At 65.2% G+C, this 20,283-nt stretch carries 15 protein-coding genes; 11 read left to right on the top strand and 4 right to left on the bottom strand.

The window, feature by feature from the left end:
• Nucleotides 1-44: 44 nt before the first annotated feature.
• Genes Q0R16_RS11615 through Q0R16_RS11605 form a run of 3 tightly spaced genes read left to right on the top strand, consistent with a single transcriptional unit; the run spans nt 45 to nt 2,735 of the window.
• On the top strand, nt 45-986 hold the full coding sequence (locus Q0R16_RS11615; protein ID WP_295636059.1) for a hypothetical protein: 942 nt from the start codon (nt 45-47) through the stop codon (nt 984-986).
• Between the two features lie 11 nt (nt 987-997).
• Nucleotides 998-1,480 carry a DUF2141 domain-containing protein gene (locus Q0R16_RS11610; protein WP_295636068.1) on the top strand — a complete coding sequence of 161 codons (483 nt, stop codon included), beginning with the start codon at nt 998-1,000 and terminating at the stop codon, nt 1,478-1,480.
• A gap of 55 nt (nt 1,481-1,535) precedes the next feature.
• Complete coding sequence (locus Q0R16_RS11605) at nt 1,536-2,735, top strand: glycosyltransferase (RefSeq protein WP_295636058.1); 1,200 nt, start codon at nt 1,536-1,538, stop codon at nt 2,733-2,735.
• Here the strand turns inward: Q0R16_RS11605 and Q0R16_RS11600 are convergent, their stop codons facing one another.
• Nucleotides 2,736-4,667: a potassium transporter Kup gene (locus tag Q0R16_RS11600; RefSeq protein WP_295636057.1), complete on the bottom strand. Its 1,932-nt coding sequence runs from the start codon at nt 4,665-4,667 to the stop codon at nt 2,736-2,738.
• Between the two features lie 132 nt (nt 4,668-4,799).
• Between Q0R16_RS11600 and Q0R16_RS11595 the strand changes: the two genes are divergently transcribed.
• The 3 genes from Q0R16_RS11595 to Q0R16_RS11585 all read left to right on the top strand — a co-directional run bounded on the left by Q0R16_RS11595 (nt 4,800) and on the right by Q0R16_RS11585 (nt 9,992).
• Entirely contained in the window at nt 4,800-8,546 is a 3,747-nt protein-coding gene (locus tag Q0R16_RS11595) for a hydantoinase B/oxoprolinase family protein (RefSeq protein WP_295636056.1), read from the top strand.
• 30 nt (nt 8,547-8,576) lie between these two features.
• A complete protein-coding gene (locus Q0R16_RS11590; RefSeq protein WP_295636055.1) occupies nt 8,577-9,020 on the top strand; it encodes an Rrf2 family transcriptional regulator in 444 nt (147 codons plus the stop codon).
• A 63-nt stretch (nt 9,021-9,083) separates the two neighbouring features.
• On the top strand, nt 9,084-9,992 hold the full coding sequence (locus Q0R16_RS11585) for an energy transducer TonB (RefSeq protein ID WP_295636054.1): 909 nt from the start codon (nt 9,084-9,086) through the stop codon (nt 9,990-9,992).
• 145 nt (nt 9,993-10,137) lie between these two features.
• Here Q0R16_RS11585 and Q0R16_RS11580 read toward each other — a convergent pair whose 3' ends face one another.
• Together Q0R16_RS11580 and Q0R16_RS11575 are read right to left on the bottom strand one after the other, a co-directional pair.
• Nucleotides 10,138-11,361 carry a cytochrome P450 gene (locus tag Q0R16_RS11580; protein WP_295636053.1) on the bottom strand — a complete coding sequence of 408 codons (1,224 nt, stop codon included), beginning with the start codon at nt 11,359-11,361 and terminating at the stop codon, nt 10,138-10,140.
• Nucleotides 11,358-12,725 carry an NAD(P)-binding domain-containing protein gene (locus Q0R16_RS11575; protein WP_295636052.1) on the bottom strand — a complete coding sequence of 456 codons (1,368 nt, stop codon included), beginning with the start codon at nt 12,723-12,725 and terminating at the stop codon, nt 11,358-11,360. Before Q0R16_RS11575 ends, Q0R16_RS11580 begins: the two co-directional genes overlap by 4 nt.
• 217 nt (nt 12,726-12,942) lie before the next feature.
• Between Q0R16_RS11575 and Q0R16_RS11570 the strand changes: the two genes are divergently transcribed.
• The 4 genes from Q0R16_RS11570 to Q0R16_RS11555 all read left to right on the top strand — a co-directional run bounded on the left by Q0R16_RS11570 (nt 12,943) and on the right by Q0R16_RS11555 (nt 18,672).
• Nucleotides 12,943-14,766, top strand: a complete 1,824-nt coding sequence (locus Q0R16_RS11570) for a M28 family metallopeptidase (RefSeq protein ID WP_295636051.1) — start codon at nt 12,943-12,945, stop codon at nt 14,764-14,766.
• Between the two features lie 190 nt (nt 14,767-14,956).
• Entirely contained in the window at nt 14,957-15,766 is an 810-nt protein-coding gene (locus tag Q0R16_RS11565) for an outer membrane protein assembly factor BamD (RefSeq protein ID WP_295636050.1), read from the top strand.
• 119 nt (nt 15,767-15,885) lie between these two features.
• Complete coding sequence (locus Q0R16_RS11560; protein ID WP_295636049.1) at nt 15,886-16,074, top strand: YezD family protein; 189 nt, start codon at nt 15,886-15,888, stop codon at nt 16,072-16,074.
• A gap of 93 nt (nt 16,075-16,167) precedes the next feature.
• Complete coding sequence (locus tag Q0R16_RS11555; protein ID WP_295636048.1) at nt 16,168-18,672, top strand: TonB-dependent receptor; 2,505 nt, start codon at nt 16,168-16,170, stop codon at nt 18,670-18,672.
• Here the strand turns inward: Q0R16_RS11555 and Q0R16_RS11550 are convergent.
• On the bottom strand, nt 18,669-19,850 hold the full coding sequence (locus tag Q0R16_RS11550; RefSeq protein WP_295636047.1) for a hypothetical protein: 1,182 nt from the start codon (nt 19,848-19,850) through the stop codon (nt 18,669-18,671). The two genes, Q0R16_RS11555 and Q0R16_RS11550, sit on opposite strands and share 4 nt — an antisense overlap.
• A gap of 181 nt (nt 19,851-20,031) precedes the next feature.
• On the opposite strand from Q0R16_RS11550, the gene Q0R16_RS11545 reads away from it, so the two are divergent.
• The coding region (locus Q0R16_RS11545) for a hypothetical protein (protein WP_295636046.1) at nt 20,032-20,283 on the top strand (252 nt) is incomplete at its 3' end.

Here is a 20,283-nt window from a genome sequence, read left to right as displayed (position 1 = left end):
ACACACAAGGTGTGCCAACCGATTGTTTCCCCGAAAGGCCGCCGATGAGCGACGCGCCCGAGAGCCCGGTTCCGCACGCGGTTCCGCAGGCCGCTGTGCACCTGATCGATCCGGCGCCGCTGGTGGCGGATACACGCAACTGGACGCGCTGGGTCGGGCCGGCGTTCTCGGTGATGTTCCTGGCGGTGGTGCTTTACCAGTTGCGGACGATGGACTTCCGCGCGCTGTTCCACCTGATCCCGACCAGTCCGATCTTCTGGACCGCCTTCGCGATCTATTACCTCGCCGGGCCGCTGTCCGAACAAGTGATCTTCGCGCGGTTGTGGAAGCTGCCGTGGAGCGCGTTCCCCGAACTGCTGCGCAAGCAGGTCAGCAACGAAATCCTCGTCAGCTATCTTGGCGAATTGTATTTCTACGCCTGGGCCAAGCGCCACACGAAGATCACCACCGCGCCGTTCGGGGCGATCAAGGACGTGGCGATCCTGTCGGCGATGATGGGCAACGTGTTCACGCTGCTGATGTTGCTGCTGGCCGCGCCGCTGTTCGGCCAGCTCAACCTGCCGATCAGCACGCATACGTTCATCGGTTCGGCGCTGTTCATCACCGGCACCTCGTTCGCGGTGACGTTTTTCCGCAAGCGGCTGTTTTCATTGCCCCGGCGCGAGCTGTTTTATGTGGCTGCACTGCACGTCGTGCGGATCGTGGTGATGATGCTGCTGGCGGCGGTGATGTGGCACCGCATGGTGCCCAGCGTGGAACTGTGGTGGTGGTTGCTGCTCGCCACGCTTAACCAGTTGGTGTCGCGGTTGCCGTTCGTGCCCAACAAGGATGTGGTGTTCGCCGGGCTGGCGGCGTTTCTCGTCGGCCCCGAAAACCAGATCGCCGAAGCGGTAACGCTGCTCGCCAGCCTCAAGCTTGTCACGCACCTTGCCGTCGGCGGCGCGCTCGGGCTGACGGGGCTCATCAACAATCGGAGGGACGATTGATCGCTTTTCTCATGCCGCTCATGCTGGCGGGGTCGTTGACCGAACTGGGCAAGGCCGGGGCGCAATGCAGCGCCAACGAGCAAGGGCCATCGATCAAGATCGAAGTGCTGGGCCTGAAGGATCGGCAGGGGCTGCTCAAGCTCGAGCTGTATCCGAACGACGATCGTGACTTCCTGGGTGACGATGCCCAGATCGTTCGGGCAGGCAAACCGTTCCGGCGGGTCGAGATCGCGGTGCCGCAATCGGGCCCGGTGTGGATATGCATCCGCGCACCCGGCCCGGGGACTTATGCGCTCAGCTTGCTTCACGATCGCGATGCCAACCACAAGTTCGGCTTTTCGGTCGATGGCGCCGGCTTTCCCAACAATCCGAAGCTGGGTTTCAGCAAGCCCAAGGCCGCTTCGGCCGCGGTGCGCGTGGGATCGGGGCCGACCCTGACGCGGGTGGTGATGAACTATCGCCACGGGCTGTTCTCGTTCGGGCCTTTGAAGTAAGGCCTGGGGGCGGAACCCGGAATGGAGCCCGAACTGCCGTGAGACCAGAACTGCCGTGAGAATCATCGACGTCTGCGCGTTCTATGCCCCGCAAGGCGGCGGGGTGAAGACGTACGTCGAACGCAAGCTGCGCGCGGCGCGCGACCAGGGCCACGAAGTCATCATCGTTGCGCCCGGCGATCACGATGCCTTGATCGCCGAGGGAGAGGGCGGCTGCATCCTCAGCGTAGAGGCCCCCAAGTTCCCGCTCGATCGCCGCTACCACTATTTCGATGACGAACCCGCGCTCCACGCGCTGCTCGATCGCTTGCAACCCGATGTGGTCGAAGCCAGCTCGCCCTGGGCCAGCCCCGGTATGGTCGCGCGCTGGCCTGGCGCCAGGCGCAGCGCTACCAGCAACGGCGCGTTCCTGAGCCTTGTCATGCACGCCGATCCGCTATCGGCTTACGCCTATCGCTGGTTCGGCCCGGTCGCCTCGCGCGAACGGATCGACAAGGGTTTCGAATTCTTCTGGCGCCATCTGCGCCGGCTCGACGCCGATTTCGACATGGTGGTCAGCGCCAGCGAGAGCTTGTCGACGCGGCTGATCGCAGGCGGCCTGCGCAAGGTCCGCACGATTCCGATGGGGGTCAGTCCCGGTATCTTCTCGCCCGCCTTGCGCAGCGGACCGCTGCGCCAACGCATGCTCGAACGCTGCGAGCTTGGCCCCGATGCGACATTGCTGGTCGGGCTGGGGCGGCTGGCTTCGGAAAAGCGCTGGCCGATGGTGATCGAGGCGGTTGCCGCAGCGGGCTATGCGCACCCGGTCGGGCTGGTACTGTTCGGCGACGGGCGCGATCGCGCCCGCGTGATCCGCGCCGCCGCCAACAACCCGCACGTGATGCTGGGCGCGCCTGTCACCGATCGAGCCGAACTGGCCACCATCCTCGCTTCGGCCGATGCGCTGGTCCACGGCTGCGAGGCCGAGACGTTCTGCATGGTCGCCGCCGAAGCGCGCGCCAGCGGGGTGCCGCTGATTGTGCCCGACATGGGCGGCGCCAGCGATCAGTACACGCGCGGGCAGGGGCAGACCTATCGCGCCTGCTCGGCCGGCGCGCTGGCCGCTGCGATCGGCCGCTTCATCGACGAAGACCCCGCCGCCCAACGCGCCCGCGCCACCCAAGCCGCGCCCAATGTCATGGAAATGGACGAGCATTTCCGCCGCTTGTTCGGGATGTACGAAGCCGCGATCAACGGCGTGCGCGAAGTCGCGTAATCAGAGTTCGATCTGGGTGCCCAGTTCCACCACGCGGTTGGGCGGAATGCAGAAGTACGCGGTCGGGTCTGCCGCATTGCGGTACAGGAACGAGAACAGCAGCATCATCCACTTGGGCAGGCTGGGCGTCGATGCCCGGCGGATCGCATTGCGGCCCACGAAGAACGATGCGCCGCCGCGCTTGCTGAACACCGGATCGTTGGCCGAAAGGTCCTTGGGCACGTCGACCGCGTCCATATAGCCATAGCGCAGGCTGGCCCGGCTGAAGCGATCGTTGATCGGGGAGACGCACAACCGCTCCTCGGGCGGAACATGCGGGCGCGGTTCGGTCGTCACCGACAGCAGCACGTTGCTGCGATGCAAGGCCTTGTTGTGCTTGAGGTTGTGGAGCAGCGCGCCGGGCGCAACTTCGGGGTTCTGCGTCAGGAACACCGCCACGCCGTCGACCAGCGTGGGCGGGCGGGCCGCCATCGAAGCCGCCAGCGTATCCATCGGCACGCCCTGTTCGCTGTTCTTCTGCAAGGCCACGCGGCGCCCGCGCGTCCAGGTGTACATGACCGTGCCCGCGATCGCCGCCACCAGCAGCGGCACCCAGCCGCCATCGACCACGCGCAGGATGTTGGCGCCGAAGAAGATCAGGTCCACCGTCAGGAACGGGATGAACAGCAGCGCGGTGGCCCACGGGTTCCACTTCCACAGCTTCCACGCCACGATATAGGCCAGGCAGCTTGTCACCACCATCGTGCCCGTCACCGCGATGCCGTAAGCCGCAGCCATCGATTCGCTGGTCTGGAACGCCATCACCAGCAGCACCACGCCCGCGAACACCATCCAGTTGACCACCGGAATGTAGATCTGCCCGATCTGGTCGGCCGAAGTCTGGCGGATCGTGAGGCGCGGCACCAGCCCCAGCGCAACTGCCTGTTGCGTCAGCGAAAACGCGCCGGTGATCACTGCCTGGCTGGCGATCACGGTGGCGATCCCGGCCAGCACCACCAGCGGTGCGCGCATCGCTTCGGGCGCCATCAGGAAGAACCACGGATCGTTGGTGAAAGGCGTGCCGGCGGCCTGGTGCGCGCGCATCGTCGCCAGCGCCAGCGCGCCCTGGCCCAGGTAGTTGAGCGTGAGCGTAGGCCACACGAACGTGACCCAGCCAAGCTGGATCGGCTTGCGCCCGAAATGCCCCATGTCGGCGATCAGTGCTTCGGCACCGGTCACGGTCAGGAACACCGCGCCAAGGATCGCCAGGCTTCCGAAACCGCGATGTTCGAGCAACCAGAATGCCTTGGTCGGGCTCAGCGCCCACACCACTTCGGGCACCTGGATCACGTGCCACAAGCCCAATCCGCCGATGGTCACGAACCACAGGATGCACACCGGCCCGAACAGCCGGGCAACTTTGGCGGTGCCGCGCGCCTGGATCACGAACAGTCCGGCCAGGATCGCCAGCGTGGTGGTCAGGATCACGGTCAGAGTCATGTCATCGGCCACCGCGGGCACGGTTTTGAGCCCCTCGACCGCCGACAGCACTGACAAGGCCGGGGTGATGATCGCATCGCCATAGAACAGCGCCGCGCCGGCCGCGCCCAGCACCACCACGACCACCCATTTGCCGCCGGTTGCGCGGCTGGCGAGCGCCATCAGCGACAGCACGCCGCCTTCGCCGTTGTTGTCCGCCCGCATCAGGAAAAACACGTATTTGAGCGTCACGATCACGATCAGCGACCACAGCGCCAGGCTGAGCACGCCCATCACATCGCCTTCGCTGGCGCCGGTCTTGGTCGCTTGCGCCAGTGCATCGTGGAACGCGTAAAGCGGGCTGGTGCCGATATCGCCATAGACGACGCCCAGCGCGCCGAGCGTCAGCGCAAACAACGCCTTGCGCGAATGCGCTGGCGGTTCGTGGCCCAAGTCCTGACCGTGTTCCTGCATTCGATGCGAACCCCTGAGCCCTTGGTCAAGACCATCGGGCAAGCGCCCTTACGCCGGAGTGACAGACCGGCAAAGCGTAAAAAATGTCGTGCCGGGCATTATCCGCGCGTAAAATCCGGCTATGGAGAAGGGGTGACCGGACGGAGACTGAATCAAGCGCGTTGGCGTTTCTGGGTCGATCGCGGCGGCACCTTCACCGATGTGGTGGCGCGCGATCCGCACGGAACGCTGCATACCGCCAAGCTGCTTTCGCAAGACCCGGGCCGGTATGATGACGCCGCGGTGGAAGCGATGCGCCGGTTGACCGGGGTTGGTGCCCAGGGTCCTGGAGGCCCGCTGCCGCCCGCAGAACTGCGGCTGGGCACCACGGTCGCCACCAATGCGCTGCTCGAACGCACGGGTGAACCGGTCCTGCTGGCGATCACGCGCGGGTTCGAGGATGCGCTGGCGATCGGCACGCAGGACCGGCCCGACATCTTCGCGCGCCGGATTGTCCGCCCCGCGCCGCTTTATGCAAGCGTGATCGCGATCGACGAACGCGTGACTGCCGAGGGCGAAGTGCTGGTCCCGCTCGACGAGGCCAGGGCTCGTGCCGAATTGCAGTCGGCATACGAATCGGGTCTGCGCGCAGTGGCGATCGTGCTGATGCATGGCTGGCGGCACACCGCACACGAAGCCGCGCTGGCTGAAATGGCGCGCGACATCGGCTTCATCCAGGTTTCGGTCAGCCACAAGGTCTCGCCCACCATCCGGCTGATCGCGCGCGGCGATACCAGCGTGGCCGATGCCTACCTTTCGCCCGTGCTGCGCCGCTATGTCGAAGGGCTGGAAGCCCGGCTCGGCGCGTTGTTCGGTCCTGGGGTCGACACGCTTTACATGCAATCGGGCGGCGCGCTGGTGCCTTCGGCCGGGTTCAATGGCAAGGACGCGGTGCTGTCTGGCCCGGCGGGCGGCATCGTCGGCATGGCCGCAACCGCCGCACAAGCCGGGTTCGACGCGGTTATCGGCTTCGACATGGGCGGCACCTCGACCGACGTGTCGTGGTATTCGGGTGCGTTCGAGCGCGACAGCGAGGCGCGCATCGCCGGCGTCCGCATCCGCGCGCCGATGTTGCGCATCCACACTGTGGCGGCAGGCGGCGGATCGCTGTGCCGGGTGGAAGCGGGGTCAAATAGCGGACAACGCTTCCTGGTCGGCCCCGAGAGCGCGGGCGCGGTGCCCGGCCCGGCCTGTTACCGGCGCGGTGGGCCGCTGGCGCTGACCGATTGCAATTTGGCGCTGGGCAAGCTGGTTCCGGCGCATTTCCCGCGCGTGTTCGGGCCGGAGGGCGATCAACCGCTCGACCGCGCGGCGGTGGATCAGCGGTTCGAGGCCGTTACGGCGGCCACCGGACTGACCTGCGAACAGGCCGCCGAAGGCTTCGTCCGCATCGCAGTGGCGCAGATGGCGCACGCGATCCTGGCGATTTCGGTGCGGCGCGGGCATGACGTAAGCCGCGCCGCTCTCGCCTGTTTCGGCGGCGCGGGCGGGCAGCACGCATGCCTGGTGGCCGACGAACTGGGCATCGAGACGGTGCTTGTCCACCCGCTCGCCAGCCTGCTGTCGGCTTATGGCATGGGCCTTGCCCGGCGCGGCGTGCTGCGCGAAGCGACGCTGGCACTGCCGCTGGATCGCGAGAATGAACCGGCAATCCGCGCGGCGGTCGATGCGCTGGCAGCCGAGGCCGAGGCCGACTTGCGCGCGCTGGTGCCCGATTGCGACCCGAACGACGAAAACGGGCCCGAACGCGCGGCCGTTGTCCAAGTCCGCCCCGCCGCCAGCGAGAACGCAATCGAAGTTCCATTCGGCCCAGTCGCCGCGATGGCCTCCCACTTTGCCGAAGGCTGGCAGCGCCGCTTCGGCTTCGCGGCCGAGGGCGCGCTGGTGGCCGAGGCGGTGCGGGTCGAAGTGTCCGCGCCCGCCGACGTGGCCGACGAACACGTTGCCAACCTGCCCGCCGCAACCGCGCCGCCGCTCGAAACGGTGCGCTTCTGGTCGAGCGGTGCATGGCATCCGGCCCCGCTTCATGCGCGCGATGGGCTGGCCGAGGGCGCCACGCTGCCCGGCCCCGCACTGGTGGTGGACGCGGTGTCGACCGTGGTGATCGAACCCGGCTGGACCGCGCGGGTCGATGCCCACGGCAACCTGATCCTCACCCGCACCACACCGCGTGAGGCTTCCGCCTCGGACGACACCGCCTGCGACCCCGTCCGGCTCGAGATCATGAGCGCGCTGTTCATGGCGGTGGCCGAGGAGATGGGTGCCGCGCTCCAGCACAGCGCCGCCTCGGTCAACATCCGCGAGCGGCTCGATTTTTCCTGTGCGGTGTTCGATGCCGCGGGCAACCTGATCGCCAACGCACCGCACATGCCGGTGCACCTGGGCTCGATGGGCGAAAGCGTGCGCTGCGTGATGCGTAACCGTGCCCGCAGCCCGGATGGGCGGCAAAACCAAAACGCCAGCGAACGCGGCATCCGGCCGGGCGATGCCTACGCGCTCAATGCGCCGTTTGCGGGCGGCACGCACTTGCCCGATATCACCGTGGTCATGCCGGTGTTCGACCGGCCCGGCGACGAAGCGCCCGCCTGGTTCGTGGCGGCGCGGGGCCATCATGCCGATGTGGGCGGGATCGCTCCGGGTTCGATGCCGCCCGATAGCCGCAGTTTGGCGGACGAAGGCGTGGTGCTCGACGATGTGTTGCTGGTCGATCGGGGCCATTTCAGAGAAGCTGAAATCGCCGCTTTGCTGAGCGCAGGACCATACCCCGCGCGCAACGTGTCGCAGAACCTGGCCGATTTGCGCGCGCAATTGGCGGCATGCGCCAAGGGCGCGGACGACTTGCGCCGCATCGCCTCCGAACAGGGCAGGGCAGTGGTCGACGCCTACATGGCGCACGTGCAGGACAACGCCGAAGCCGCCGTCCGCGCGCTGATCGGTGGCCTTTCGGACGGTGCGTTCGCGTATGAAATGGACAACGGCGCGGTCGTGCGCGTGGCCGTGCGGGTGGATCGCGCGGCGGGCAGCGCGGTGATCGATTTCGCCGGCACCAGCGATCGTTTGCCCGACAATTTCAACGCCGGCGTGCCGATCGTGCGCGCAGCCGTGCTGTACGTGGTGCGCACGCTTCTGGACGGGGACGTGCCGATGAACGAGGGCTGCCTGCGCCCGCTGACGATCTTGGTGCCCGCTGGTTCGATGCTCGATCCTGGCTCCGATGCGGCGGTGGTCGCGGGCAATGTCGAGACCAGCCAGGTCATCACCGACGCGCTGTTCGGCGCGTTGGGCGCGATGGCCGCCGCGCAAGGAACGATGAACAACTTCACCTTCGGCGACGCGACGCACCAGTACTACGAGACGATCGCGGGCGGATCGGGCGCCGGGCCGGACTTCGATGGCGCGTCGGTGGTCCAGACGCACATGACCAACAGCCGGCTGACCGATCCCGAAGTGCTCGAAGCGCGCTTCCCGGTGCTGTTGGAGGAATTTTCGATCCGGCGCGGTTCGGGCGGAGACGGCGCCCAGCGGGGCGGCGACGGTGCGGTGCGGCGCGTGCGGTTCCGGCAGGCGATGACGGCGGGCATACTCTCAAACCGCCGCAAGGTGCCGCCCTTCGGCCTTGCAGACGGGTTGCCAGGTGCATGCGGGCGCAATGCGGTCGAGCGCGCCGATGGCTCGATCGAGGAACTCTCGGCCACCGCCAGCGTCGAAATGCAACGCGGTGATGTGTTCGTGATCGAAACCCCGGGCGGCGGCGGTTATGGCGCAGCCGCAGGTTCAGCGCAGACCGATGTACCGACAAAGCCGGCGATTGTTGGGAACATTATCTACCCGCGCGGTTGACTTTCGCGGCCGAGCGCCGAAATTGAACCCATGCTGTCCCAAAAAACGCGTTACACGATCCGCGCGTTGCAGCACCTGGCCGATACCTATGGGGACGGTCCGGTGCGGCTCGACGCGATCGCCGATGCGCAGAACATCCCGCGCAAATTCCTCACCGTGATCCTTTCGGAAATGGCGCGCGAAGGCATCGTCGTCTCGCAGCGCGGTCGTGAAGGCGGCTATGAACTCGGCCTGGCGCCGGTCGATATCCGCTATGGCGACATCATCCGGCTGACCCGCGGCAGCCTCGCGCTCGTCCCCTGCGCCAGCCGCAACGCGCACGAAACTTGCGCCAATTGCCTGCCCGAAGTCGAATGCCGGCTGCGCGCGCTGATGCTGCAACTGCGCGATGAAACCGCCGCGATGCTCGACCGGATCACGCTGGCCGATCCGATCGCGCTGGAACCGCCACACGAGGAAGCCGAGGCGGCCTGAGGCTGCGGCAGGCACGAATAATTGAGGAATTCGGTGGCAGTGTGACGCGGAAGGGAGCGTCATGTGCCGCTGCTACTCCTGTTGCCGATCTTGTTGCAGCTCGATCTTTCGGCGCCCGAAGGGCTGCCGCGGCCAACCGTCACGCTGGCCGAAGCACAGCCCGATTCCCCTCCGCAGGATTGGCTGACGACCAGCGAACTGGCAGCGATTTTCAGTAGCAAGAGCGCATTCGCCAATGTCATCCTGACGCTGGCGTTCGGCGCAGACGGTCAGGTGCGGACTTGCTACATCAATATCTGGCGTGCGGCCGATGGCGCGCAACCGAAGGCAAACCTGTGCGATGCGATCGTGCACCGGGCCCGCTTTGCACCCGATGCCGGCGGAACCGGCAATACGAAGATTCGCGTCGTAAGGATCGAATATTTGCTCGAAAAGCGCGACGGCCGGATGGCCGTGAAGACGCTGGACAGCTTGAGCGAGGAGGCGCGCGATTGGTCGAAAACCGGCAAGGGCCTCAGAATTGCGTACATCGATGCAAAGCAAACGCCGCCACAAGACACCTCGGCTTCACCTCCAGCTCCGCCACCGCCGCCACCTTTGCCTTCGCCAACCGCGACGGTGGTCGATCGAAACGAGCCGGTCGCGCTGCCACCGCCGATGCCGGTCCAGCCCAGCCAAGCGCGGTACTTGCGCGCGATCGATCAACGATCCTGGGCAACCGACGCCGATTATCCACCCGAGGCCAAACGCCTGCGACAGCAGGGCATGGTGGGCTTCCAACTGTCGGTCGACGACCAGGGCGTGCCCACGCTGTGCGCGGTGACCCGTTCCAGCGAATTTCCGCTGCTCGACAAGGCGACCTGCGACCTGGCCAAGGAGCGCGCGCGGTTCGAGCCGGCGCACGATCGAGGCGGGCTGGCGGTTGCCGGCGTCTGGAATTCGACCGTTCGATGGCAGTTGCCGGGACATTGAGGCGATGGCGGCGACATTTGCTGGAAGTGCACTGCTGCGCCGGGTGATCTGTGCCGGCGGACAGTCCGACGCGGGTCAGCCTGGCCGAGGCCGAAATGCTGTTCCGGAAGCGGCGCTCAAGGCGGTCCTCGCAGAAACTTGATTCCTAAAGCGACTCGATCCGCACCGGCATCGCGGTAAAGCCGTGCAGGAACGGGCTGGCGAGCCGTGTGGGTTTGGCTTGCGGCACGATGCGGATATTGCGCCGCACGATCTCTGCGATCACCATGGCCAATTGGCTTTCGGCCAGCTTCGCGCCCACACAGCGATGGATGCCGTGGCCGAAGCCGAGGTGCCGCCGGGCGTTGGCACGGCCCACGTCGAAACGCTCGGCATCGGGGAACACCGCCTCGTCGCGGTTGGCGCTGATGTACCACATCACGATCTTCTCGCCGGCCTTGATGGTCTGACCGGCAAGGTCGGTATCGACCAGCGCTGTGCGGCGCATGTGCGTGACCGGGCTTTGCCAGCGGACGATTTCCTGCGCGGCGTTGGCGATCAGCGAGGGATCGGCGCGCAGCCGTTCGAGCTGATCGGGATACGTATCGAACGCCTCGACCAGCGCCGACATCGAATTGCGCGTGGTGTCGTTGCCGCCCACAATCAGCAGCGCGATATTGGCGATGCGTTCCATCGGGCTCATGCTGCCCATCGCCTCGCTGTGAACCATGCGGCTGAGCAGGTCGTCGCTGGCGGGCTTGCCGCGTCGGTCTTCCAGTTCGCGATCGAAGCGCGCGAGCATTTCACCCATCTGCCCGAGGAATTGCGCGCGGTATTCGTCGTTGAGGTTCTCGGCCGAGATACTGCTTGCCCAGTCGGACCAGCGCTTGATGTCGCGCCATTCCTCGAACGGCATGTCGAACAGGATGCACAGCATTCCCAATGTCTGCGGGATCGAAACGCGCTCGACCCAGTCGAATGTTTCGCCGATCGGCAGTCCGTCCAGCAGTTGGGCGGTGCGCGCCTTCACCGCCTTGTCGAGCTTGAGCATCTGGCTCGGCGAGAACGCCGGCGCAATCACCTTGCGTTGCGCGGTGTGGATCGGCTGGTCCTGCGCGATGAAGTTGGGAAAGCCTTCGCCGTTGACGGCTTCGGCGATGGTGATGTTGCCCTTGTCCCAGCGGCTGGAAAACACGTCGTGCCGCAGTTCGACTTCGGCGACCAGATCGTGCGTCACTGCCGACCAGTAGCCGCCGAACGGGCTGTCCTCGCGCCATGACAGCGGCATTTCGGCGCGCAATTGCGCGAACGGTTCGCGCCAGGTGTCCTCGACATAGAGCGCGTCCTGGCTGACATCGACAGGCGTGAGCGGGCGGGTTGCGGTGGTCATGTCCAGGCTTCCTCGAGTTCGCGTGCCGTCAGCGGCTGGCGGTTGCCAGCCGCAGCCGCCCGCTTCGCGCCCTTGACCAGTTCCTTGGCCAGCGCGCGGACGTAGTGATCGAAATCAAGCTGGATCGTGTGGCGCCGCGCCGCATAGTACTGGCCGGTGTAATAGTCCTCATCGGCCCTGATCACGCGCTCCATCTCGGCGGGATCGGGTGGTAGGTATGTTCCGGCCAGGTATGCGCCGACCAGCTTGGACTGCTGTTCGGCAAAGTTGACCAGCGTGGGCAGCGGCTGCGCCAGCCCCATGTAGAACAAGTCCGGCACGCCGGGCTTCATGATCCGCTTGTAGAGCGGCGGCGGGCGGTTGTCGGCATCGGCCTTGAAGGCTGGCTCGTCGAAGAACGGGAAGGCGATGTCGTAGCCGGTGGCCCAGACGATCACGTCGATCTGTTCGCGCGATCCATCGGTGAACACCACGTCACGGCCGTCCAACCGTTCGATCGGCCCCTTCATCGCGATATCGCCCGATCCCGCGCGCACCAGGAATTCGCCCGAGACGGTGCCGTGGCTTTCGAACGGGCCGATCTCGGGCTCGGGCAAGCCGTAATCGCTCATCCGCCCGACCAGCCCCTTGATCATCCGCGCGCCGATCCACTGCTTGACGCCCTTGGGCAGCCAGGCCGGGGCCGGGTTCTTGTCGAGCGGCTGCCCCTTGTAATACTTGGGGAAAATCCACACGCCCCGACGGGTCGAGACGAACAGCTTGCCCGCCATCGGCCGCTGCGAAAGCTCGCTCGCCACGTCCATCGCGCTGTTGCCCATGCCGACGACGAGCACTTGGCTGCCGATGCAGTTCACCGGCTCGAACGGGGTGCGGTAATCGTGACTGTGGATCTGCGCGCCGTCGAAATGCCCCGGATAATCGGGAATCCGCGCCGCCCAGTGGTGCCCGTTGGCGACCACCAGCGCGTCGTAATGCTTCGCCTCGCCACTCGAAAGCGTGACCGTCCACCCGCCGTCCGCCTTGCGCTGCGCCTGTTCGACGCGGGTGTTGAAACGGATGTGCGCGCGCAGGCCGAAGTGATCGACGTAATCGTGGAAATACTGGAGCAGCAGCGAATGGTGCGGGTAATCGGGCCAGTCGGCCGGCACCGGATAGTCCTCGAACGCCAGCCGCCACTTCGAGGTATCGATGTGCAGGCTCTGGTAGCAGGCGCTCATCCCGTTGGGATTGTTGTAGTACCAGGTCCCGCCGATATCGTCCGAGGCTTCGTAAACGTCGAACGGGATGCCGTGATCCTGAAGCCGCTTGGCCGTGGTAAAGCCGCTGCATCCGGCGCCGATGATGCAGACCCTTGGCAAGGCCATCGTTGATGCTCTCCGCTGAATCCGTGGCCGTCCGGCCTTGCGCGGGGAGTATGTTTAATCGCGCGGTTAATGTCCAGCGGGGGTTGGGGGTTGGAGTGGATTCCGCCCAATATCCGCCGTTCGAAAGGCGCGTTTGGAGGAAACAGGCCGAGGTGTGCCGTTTGTCCTTTGATGTGAAGCAGCGACACCGGGCGCGGCGACCTCCCACAATTCCACTGTGAAAACAGGGATCACATTTCTCCAGGACTGTCCCGGAGAGGTAACGGCCTCAAGCAGCGCGGCTAAAGCAATGCCGCTTGAGCTTGAGAGACCAAGCAGTTGCCGCGGGCAGCGTTTTCATTCATCCCCTCTGTCGAACTCCCGGGGGCTACACATCATGCTGAACTGCGACCGACATGCGCCCACCGTGCTGCGGCTCGTGCGCTCAGGCGTGGGCGCGGCTCTGGCGATGCTGTCACTGGCGGCACCGGGCCATGCCGACACACCGGCTCTACCTGCGCAGACTACGTCCTCCGCGGCGGCGCAATGGTGGTCGGACATCAGCACGATCGCAGCGGACAGTAACGAAGGGCGGCTTACGGGGTCGGCTGGCTATCTGCGCGCCGCGGACTATGTAATTTCAAGGTTTAAGGCCGAGAGGCTCAAGCCTGCCGGCGTCGACGGATACCTTCAGCCGGTTGCGTTCGAGCAGCAGGTAGTCGACCAGGCGGCATCGCGTGCTGCTTTGATCGGCAGCGATGGCACAACGACGGCTTTGCAGATCGGCACGGATGCTCTGATCGGTCCGGGCGGTGCGCGGCGTCCGGCACAAGTCAACGCGCCGCTGGTGTTCATCGGCTATGGCCTGCATTTGCCCAAGGCAGGGTATGACGATTTCGCCGGCCTTGACCTCAAGGGCAAAATCGCGGTGGTGATCAGCGGCGGCCCTGCCAATCTGAGCGCTGCGGTCAAATCGAGCGCGCGTTTTGACCGGGCGCGGTTGCTGGGCAAGTTGGGCGCGGTCGGGCTGATCACGCTGACCACACCGCACCAGATCGAGATCCCCTGGTCGCGGCAAAAGCTTCTGATTGGCCAGATTGGAGTCTATCTGGCCGATCCGCAGTTGCGCGATACGCCCGATGGTTTCTTCAACGCAGGGATCGATCCGGACAAGGCGGACATGTTGTTCAAGGGGTCGGGCCACACTTTCGCAGAATTGTGCGCGCTGGCCGATGCATCGCAGAATGTGCCGACGTTTGCGCTGCCCATGCGTCTGACGGCGAGCGTTGCAGCACACCATATCGCGATGACGTCGCCCAATCTGATCGCGAAGCTGGACGGCAGCGACCCGGCGCTGGCCGGGCAATACCTGGTGATTTCGGCGCATCTCGATCATTTGGGCATTGGCGCGCCGATCAACGGACACTCGATTTACAACGGAGCGATGGACGACGCCTCCGGTGTGGCCTCGGTCCTCGATATCGCACACCGCCTGGCGAGCGCGCCGACCCGGCCACGACGGTCGGTGCTGTTCGTGATCGTCACCGCCGAGGAAAAGGGGCTGTTGGGCTCGCACTATTATGCGGTGCATCCAACCGTTCCCAAGGGTTCAATCATCGCCGATTTCAACTTCGACATGCCGCTGCCACTATGGCCGCTGAAAAGCGTCATCGCGATCGGCGAAGGCGAAAGCACGCTCGGTGCGGATGCCCGCGCCGTGGCGGCAAAACAGGGCCTCGCGCTGGCGCCCGACCCGCTGCCCGACCGTAACACTTTCATTCGCACCGACTTGTTCAGTTTTGTGCGCGAGGGCGTGCCGGCGCTGGCATTCAAATTCGGCTTTGCCCGCGACACTCCCGAATTCCAGATCGAACACGACTGGCGCGCCAATCGCTATCACGCGCCCGCCGACGATCTTCAACAATCAGGCATATTCAGGGATGAGGCGGTGAAGCTCGACGACTTCGTAGCTGCCCTCGCCCGGCACGTGGCCGATGACCCTGCGCGACCGACTTGGCTTTCGACAAGCATCTTCAAACAGCCCGCGCCCGCCTCGCGTTGAAAGCAGCGTCGGAACGGGACACCAACCCCCAGTCATTCGGCAGCTTGCGCCCAATTGCAGCCGTTCAATCAGAACCAGCACAACCCAAGAGCCGCTATTCCAACATTGCCCGAACAACCGCGCCTCATGCCTCCACCGCCCCCCAAAAGCTTCACTTGGCGTTCAGGCCCTCGCTGGCTATAGCGCGGCTATGATCGCAAACTTTGTCCGCCGCACGCCCCTTCGGGTTGTCCTCCTCGCCAGCGCCACCGTGGCGCTGGGGCTGACCGGCGGTTGCGCCGGGGTCGGCAAGGGCAAGAAGGACACCGCCTATATCGCGCGCGATGTCGACAGCCTTTACGCCGCCGCCAAGAACCAGCTCGACAAGGACAATCCCAAGGGCGCCGCCGCGCTGTTCGACGAGGTAGAACGCCAGCACCCTTATTCGCCCTGGGCCCGCCGCGCGCAGTTGATGAGCGCGTTCAGCTATTACGTCGCGCGCGATTACGCCAAGTCGATCGAATCGTCGCAGCGCTTCCTGTCGATCCACCCCGGCAACAAGGATGCGCCTTACGCCTATTACCTGGTGGCGCTGTGCTATTACGAGCAGATCAGCGACGTCACCCGTGACCAGAAGGATACCACGCAAACGCGCACCGCGTTGACCGAGGTGATCCGCCGCTATCCATCGACGCCCTATGCGCGCGACGCCAAGCTCAAGCTCGATCTGGTCAACGATCACCTTGCGGGCAAGGAAATGGAAATCGGCCGGTTCTATGAACGCAGCGGCAAGTGGCTGGCGGCGAGCGTCCGCTTCCGCAACGTGGTCGACCAGTACCAGCAGACCACGCACACGCCCGAAGCGCTGTTCCGTCTGGTCGAAGCCTATCTCTCGCTCGGCGTGCCCACCGAAGCCGAAAAGGCCGCTGCCGTGCTCGGCGCCAACTACCCGGGCAGCGAATGGTATGGTCGCGCTTACAAGCTGATGGGCAAGCACGCGCCGGATACCAAGGCTACGTAAGCCTCGCAAAGCCCATCCACGGATCGACTTGGAAAAGCTGCGCTTCACCGCGGCCAAGCGAAAACATCATTGTCTATTCATTCGGTAGAGATAGACTGGCGGCAACAGGAGCCCGCCCGATGTCCCTTCGCCAGACTCTGATCGATTCGCATCAACCCAGCAGCACCTCGCGCGATCCCTCGGCCCAAAAACCGCTCGATGCAGTAGCCGAGGCGCTCGAACGCATGCGCTTTGGCGTGATCCAGTTGACCGTGCACGACGGCCGGCTGGTGCAGCTCGACGTGACCGAGCGCCGCCGCTTCGCCTGAATCACTACCCGACAGACCCCGACTTTTACACCCCAACAGGTGCAGACCGGATCACCGGATGCATCCAATGCCCTTTGACCTGAGGATTTGGATATGCGTTCGTTCGTACTTTGCACGGCTTCGGCCGTTGCTCTTTCTGCGTCCATCATCGCGGCGCCCGCTTTGGCGGCAGATGCACCGCCGCCGCCCGCGCAACAAGCTGAACAGCCCACTTCGGTAGGCACCGGCGCCACCGACAGCGACGGCGATATCGTCGTCACCGCACGGCACCGCAACGAAAGCTCGCAAAGCGTGCCAGTGGCGATCTCGGTCGTGGGCGGCGATCACATCGACAGCACAGGCGCGTTCAACGTCGGGCGTTTGCAGCAATTGACCCCGACGTTGCAGTTCTATTCGTCGAATCCGCGCAACACTTCGGTCAACGTGCGCGGCTTCGGTTCACCGTTGGGCCTTACCAATGACGGCATCGACCAGGGCGTCGGCATCTATGTCGACGATGTCTATTATTCGCGCGTGGCGTCCTCCACCTTCGACTTCCTCGACGTGAAGCAGATCGAGGTTCTGCGCGGGCCGCAGGGTACGCTCTACGGCAAGAACACCACGGCCGGCGCGATCAACATCACCAGTCGCCAGCCCACCTTCACCCCCGAAGCGCGGGCGGAAATCTCTTCGGGCAATTACGCCTACCTCCAGTTCAAGGGCGCGGTTTCGGGCCCGCTCACGGACAACCTCGCCGCGCGGCTGGCGATTTCCGAGACTACGCGCAACGGCACCATCACCAATATCAAGACCGGGCAACTCGACAACAACCTTTCGAACCTGGGCCTGCGTGCGCAATTGCTGTGGAAGCCTTCCAGCGCGCTCGAAGTCACGCTGGCGGGCGATTACAACCACCAGAACGTGGTGTGCTGCGCCACCGTATTCGTTCGCAACGTGGCCACGCAGAAGGCGCTCAACCGCCAATATGCGGCGATTTCAGCGGTGCAGGGCTATGCATTGCCGGCGATCGGGCAGAACCCCGACAACCGCATCAGCGATGTCGATGCGCTGCTGCGCGCGCGCCAGTCGATCGGCGGTGCCTCGTTGCGCGCCAAGCTCGATCTCGGCGCCGGCACGCTGACTTCGATCACCGCGTTCCGCTACTGGGACTGGGACCCGTCGAACGACCGCGACTTCACCGGCTTGCCGATCACCACGGTGAGCCAGAATCCGTCGAAGCAGCGCCAGTTCACGCAGGAACTGCGCTACAACCAGCACAGCGAGAAGCTCGATTTCCAGATCGGCACGTTTTACTATTACCAGAAGATCGATACCGACGGCAGCCAGGTCCAGGGCCCGGCAGCAACCAGGTGGCTGCTTTCGCCAAATGCCGCGCCGACCAATCCCTACAACCTCGATGTGCTGAACGGGCTGACTTCAACCAACACGATCCGCCTGCGCAACACCAGCTTCGCGGTCTATGGCCAGGCAAGCTGGCGCCCGATCGAGAAGCTGACGATCCAGCCCGGCTTCCGCGTCAATTACGACAAGAAGAACGGATCGTACGATGCCGTGGTCACCGATCGCGCGGGCAATGTGCTGACGGCCGGGCAAGTCACCACCGGCACCGCGATCCAGAAAGCGCAATTGGGCGTGCTCCTGCCCGAAAGCTACGCGCCCAGCTTCAGCAAGTGGAACCTGTCGTACGACCTGACGCTGAGCTACGATCTGGCGCGCGATATCCACGCCTACGCGACGTACTCGAAAACCTTCCAGACCGGCGGCATCAACCTCAATGGTGTGCCCGCCGATGCCATTTCCGGGCTGCCGCAACTGCAGTTCGCCACGGTCGCGCCCGAATCGGTCAAGCACTACGAAGTGGGCCTGAAAACCCAGTTCCTCGACCGCACGATCACTTTCAACTTCGCCGCGTTCCGCACCGACATTTCCAACTACCAGGCGGTGTTCAGCGCCAACAATGCCGCCTCGCTCAGCACCTTGCGCGGCTTCGTTGCCAACGTGCCCGAGGTGCGCTCGCAAGGCATCGAGACCGATTTCTCGGTCCGCCCGAGCGAGCGCTTCAATGCTTACGTCAACTTCGCCTATACCGACGCGACCTATCGCAAGTTCACCAACGCCCCGCCGCCGCTCGAATTGACCGGCGGATCGGCCTTCAGCGGCACCAACTGCACCGTGCCGACCGCGCTCCCCGCCAACACCAGCCCGGTCAGTTGCGACATCTCGGGCCAGCGCCTTCCCGGCGTATCGAAGTACGCGCTGAGCTTCGGCGGCGAGGCCAACCTGCCGATCGCCATCGGCCAGACAGCCGGCCAGATCTACTTCGGCGCCGACGGCAACACGCGCACGAAGTTCTCGTCGAACGCCACGCCTTCGCCCTCGACCGACATCGCCGGCTACACCCTCGCCAACTTCCGGCTCGGCTGGCGCTCAGACCCCGAAGCCAGGGGGATCAAGATCGACGTCTATGGTTGGGTGCGCAACGCCTTCAACAAGGGCTACCTCGAACAGCTCCAGATCGCGCCGAACTCGGTCGGTCTGGTGGTCGGCAACCTCGGCGATCCGCGCACCTTCGGCGGCACGGTGAAGTTCCAGTTCTAGTTCACGGCGGACTGGAACGTCAGCGCGTAAGTCGATCCTGCGGCCACCGTGATCGGGCTGACGGTTAGCGTCGGAGCGCTGTAGCTGAGCCCCGAGACGGCTGACGTTGCGCTAGTGCAATCGACGCCCGATCGTGCGCTGCCACTGACGTAAGTGGCCTGCGCGGGGATCGAGTCCGAGATCGAAACGCTGGTCGCGTCCTGCGCCCACCCGTTGCTCAGGGTTACGCAGTACTGGAACGTGGCACCGGGGATATACTTGGGATTGCTGGTCGAATTGACCGGATCGGACACCGGCTTCGACGTTTTCGAAACGCTGATCGCGCTGGTGCTGATCGTGACATACCCGCTGGTCGCCGTGCCATGTGGAGCGATCGCCGCGGTCGTGTCGCCGGGTGAGCCGGCAGCGCCCGCGCTGCTGATCGCCGAGTACTTAATCGCGGACGCCGTGCTGGTGCAGGTGTGCCCGGCGTTCCCTCCGGTTGCGGTGCTGGAATCGGGCTGCGAAGTGCCGGCCGATCCCGGGACATAGCCGCCACCGCCGCCGCCGCCGCCGCCGCCGTCGCCCGAATAATCCGCCGGTGACGATCCCGTGTTGCTGGAGCCACATGACGATGTCACGCTCAGGATCGTCCGTGGCGTGGCATTTCCGCCGGTTCCTCCACCCGCGCCGCCGCCGCCGCCGCCGCCGCCAGCTTGGATCAGTGTGGTCCCGTTCAGCGCCAGCGAGGTGCTTCCACCCCCACCACCACCGCCGCCGCTTGCACCGAACACGTTGCAGTTGATGTTGCCGCCTGCGCCGCCTCCGCTCGTCCCCGAACCGGCAGCACCACCACCCGAACAATTTGCCAGTCCGAAATTCGACGATCCGGCGAGAAAGCCGATCCCGCCACCCGCGCCGATCGTGCCCGACAACACTTGCCCGGGCGTGACCGCGATCTCGGCGATCACCAGTATGCCGTTGCCGCCGTCTCCGCCAACGGTGAGGAAAGGCCCGGTGAACCCACCCGATCCGCCGCCGCCACCGCCTCCGCCCGAAACCCGCACTTCGATCATCGTAACACCCGCCGGCACGGTCAGCGACCACGATCCGGGGCTGGTAAACGATTGTGCGCGCGCGGGGCCGGGCCCCAAGCTTGCCACGGCAAGCGCTGCCGCCAGCAGTGCAAGGACTTTCATGCCTGATTGCTTGCCGGTCATGGGCAAGCGTTACCAGCCGATGGTCAAGCCATGCTTGAGCCACCATCAGGGATTACGCGTATCCGGCCACGATCCGCGCGGCGCGCTCCCGCGCCGTCGCACGTAGAGTTCCTCAGAGCCCGCTGCATCGAACTTCACGGCAATTTGTCATGGTTTGCCAATGCCCTATCCCCCCACCATTGCATCGCGCACGATGCCCGGCCTGTTGCGAGCCCAGCTCGTCATCGCCGGCATCGTGCTGCTGGCCGCCGTCTTGGCGCCCCCGCGCGAGGGCGAAATGGTGGTCGTGCCGATCGTGCCACTGCCGCTTGGCCTCACCATCGACTGGATCACCGCGCACCACGGCCGCATCGTCGGCCGGCTCAACCAGGGCCCGATGGTCATGGTGTTCGGCCGCCGCGCCGACTTGCTC

Origin of the sequence: Novosphingobium sp. (assembly GCF_025351285.1) — a bacterium.
GTDB lineage: Bacteria > Pseudomonadota > Alphaproteobacteria > Sphingomonadales > Sphingomonadaceae > Novosphingobium.
This window is presented reverse-complemented; position numbering and strand designations above follow the sequence as displayed.

Coding starts and splice junctions, on each gene's coding strand:
- Q0R16_RS11615 (WP_295636059.1), top strand. CDS start 45: ATGAGCGACGCGCCCGAGAGCCCGGTTCCGCACGCGGTTCCGCAGGCC.
- Q0R16_RS11610 (WP_295636068.1), top strand. CDS start 998: ATGCCGCTCATGCTGGCGGGGTCGTTGACCGAACTGGGCAAGGCCGGG.
- Q0R16_RS11600 (WP_295636057.1), bottom strand. CDS start 4,667: ATGCAGGAACACGGTCAGGACTTGGGCCACGAACCGCCAGCGCATTCG.
- Q0R16_RS11590 (WP_295636055.1), top strand. CDS start 8,577: ATGCTGTCCCAAAAAACGCGTTACACGATCCGCGCGTTGCAGCACCTG.
- Q0R16_RS11580 (WP_295636053.1), bottom strand. CDS start 11,361: ATGACCACCGCAACCCGCCCGCTCACGCCTGTCGATGTCAGCCAGGAC.
- Q0R16_RS11575 (WP_295636052.1), bottom strand. CDS start 12,725: ATGGCCTTGCCAAGGGTCTGCATCATCGGCGCCGGATGCAGCGGCTTT.
- Q0R16_RS11565 (WP_295636050.1), top strand. CDS start 14,957: ATGATCGCAAACTTTGTCCGCCGCACGCCCCTTCGGGTTGTCCTCCTC.
- Q0R16_RS11560 (WP_295636049.1), top strand. CDS start 15,886: ATGTCCCTTCGCCAGACTCTGATCGATTCGCATCAACCCAGCAGCACC.
- Q0R16_RS11555 (WP_295636048.1), top strand. CDS start 16,168: ATGCGTTCGTTCGTACTTTGCACGGCTTCGGCCGTTGCTCTTTCTGCG.
- Q0R16_RS11550 (WP_295636047.1), bottom strand. CDS start 19,850: ATGAAAGTCCTTGCACTGCTGGCGGCAGCGCTTGCCGTGGCAAGCTTG.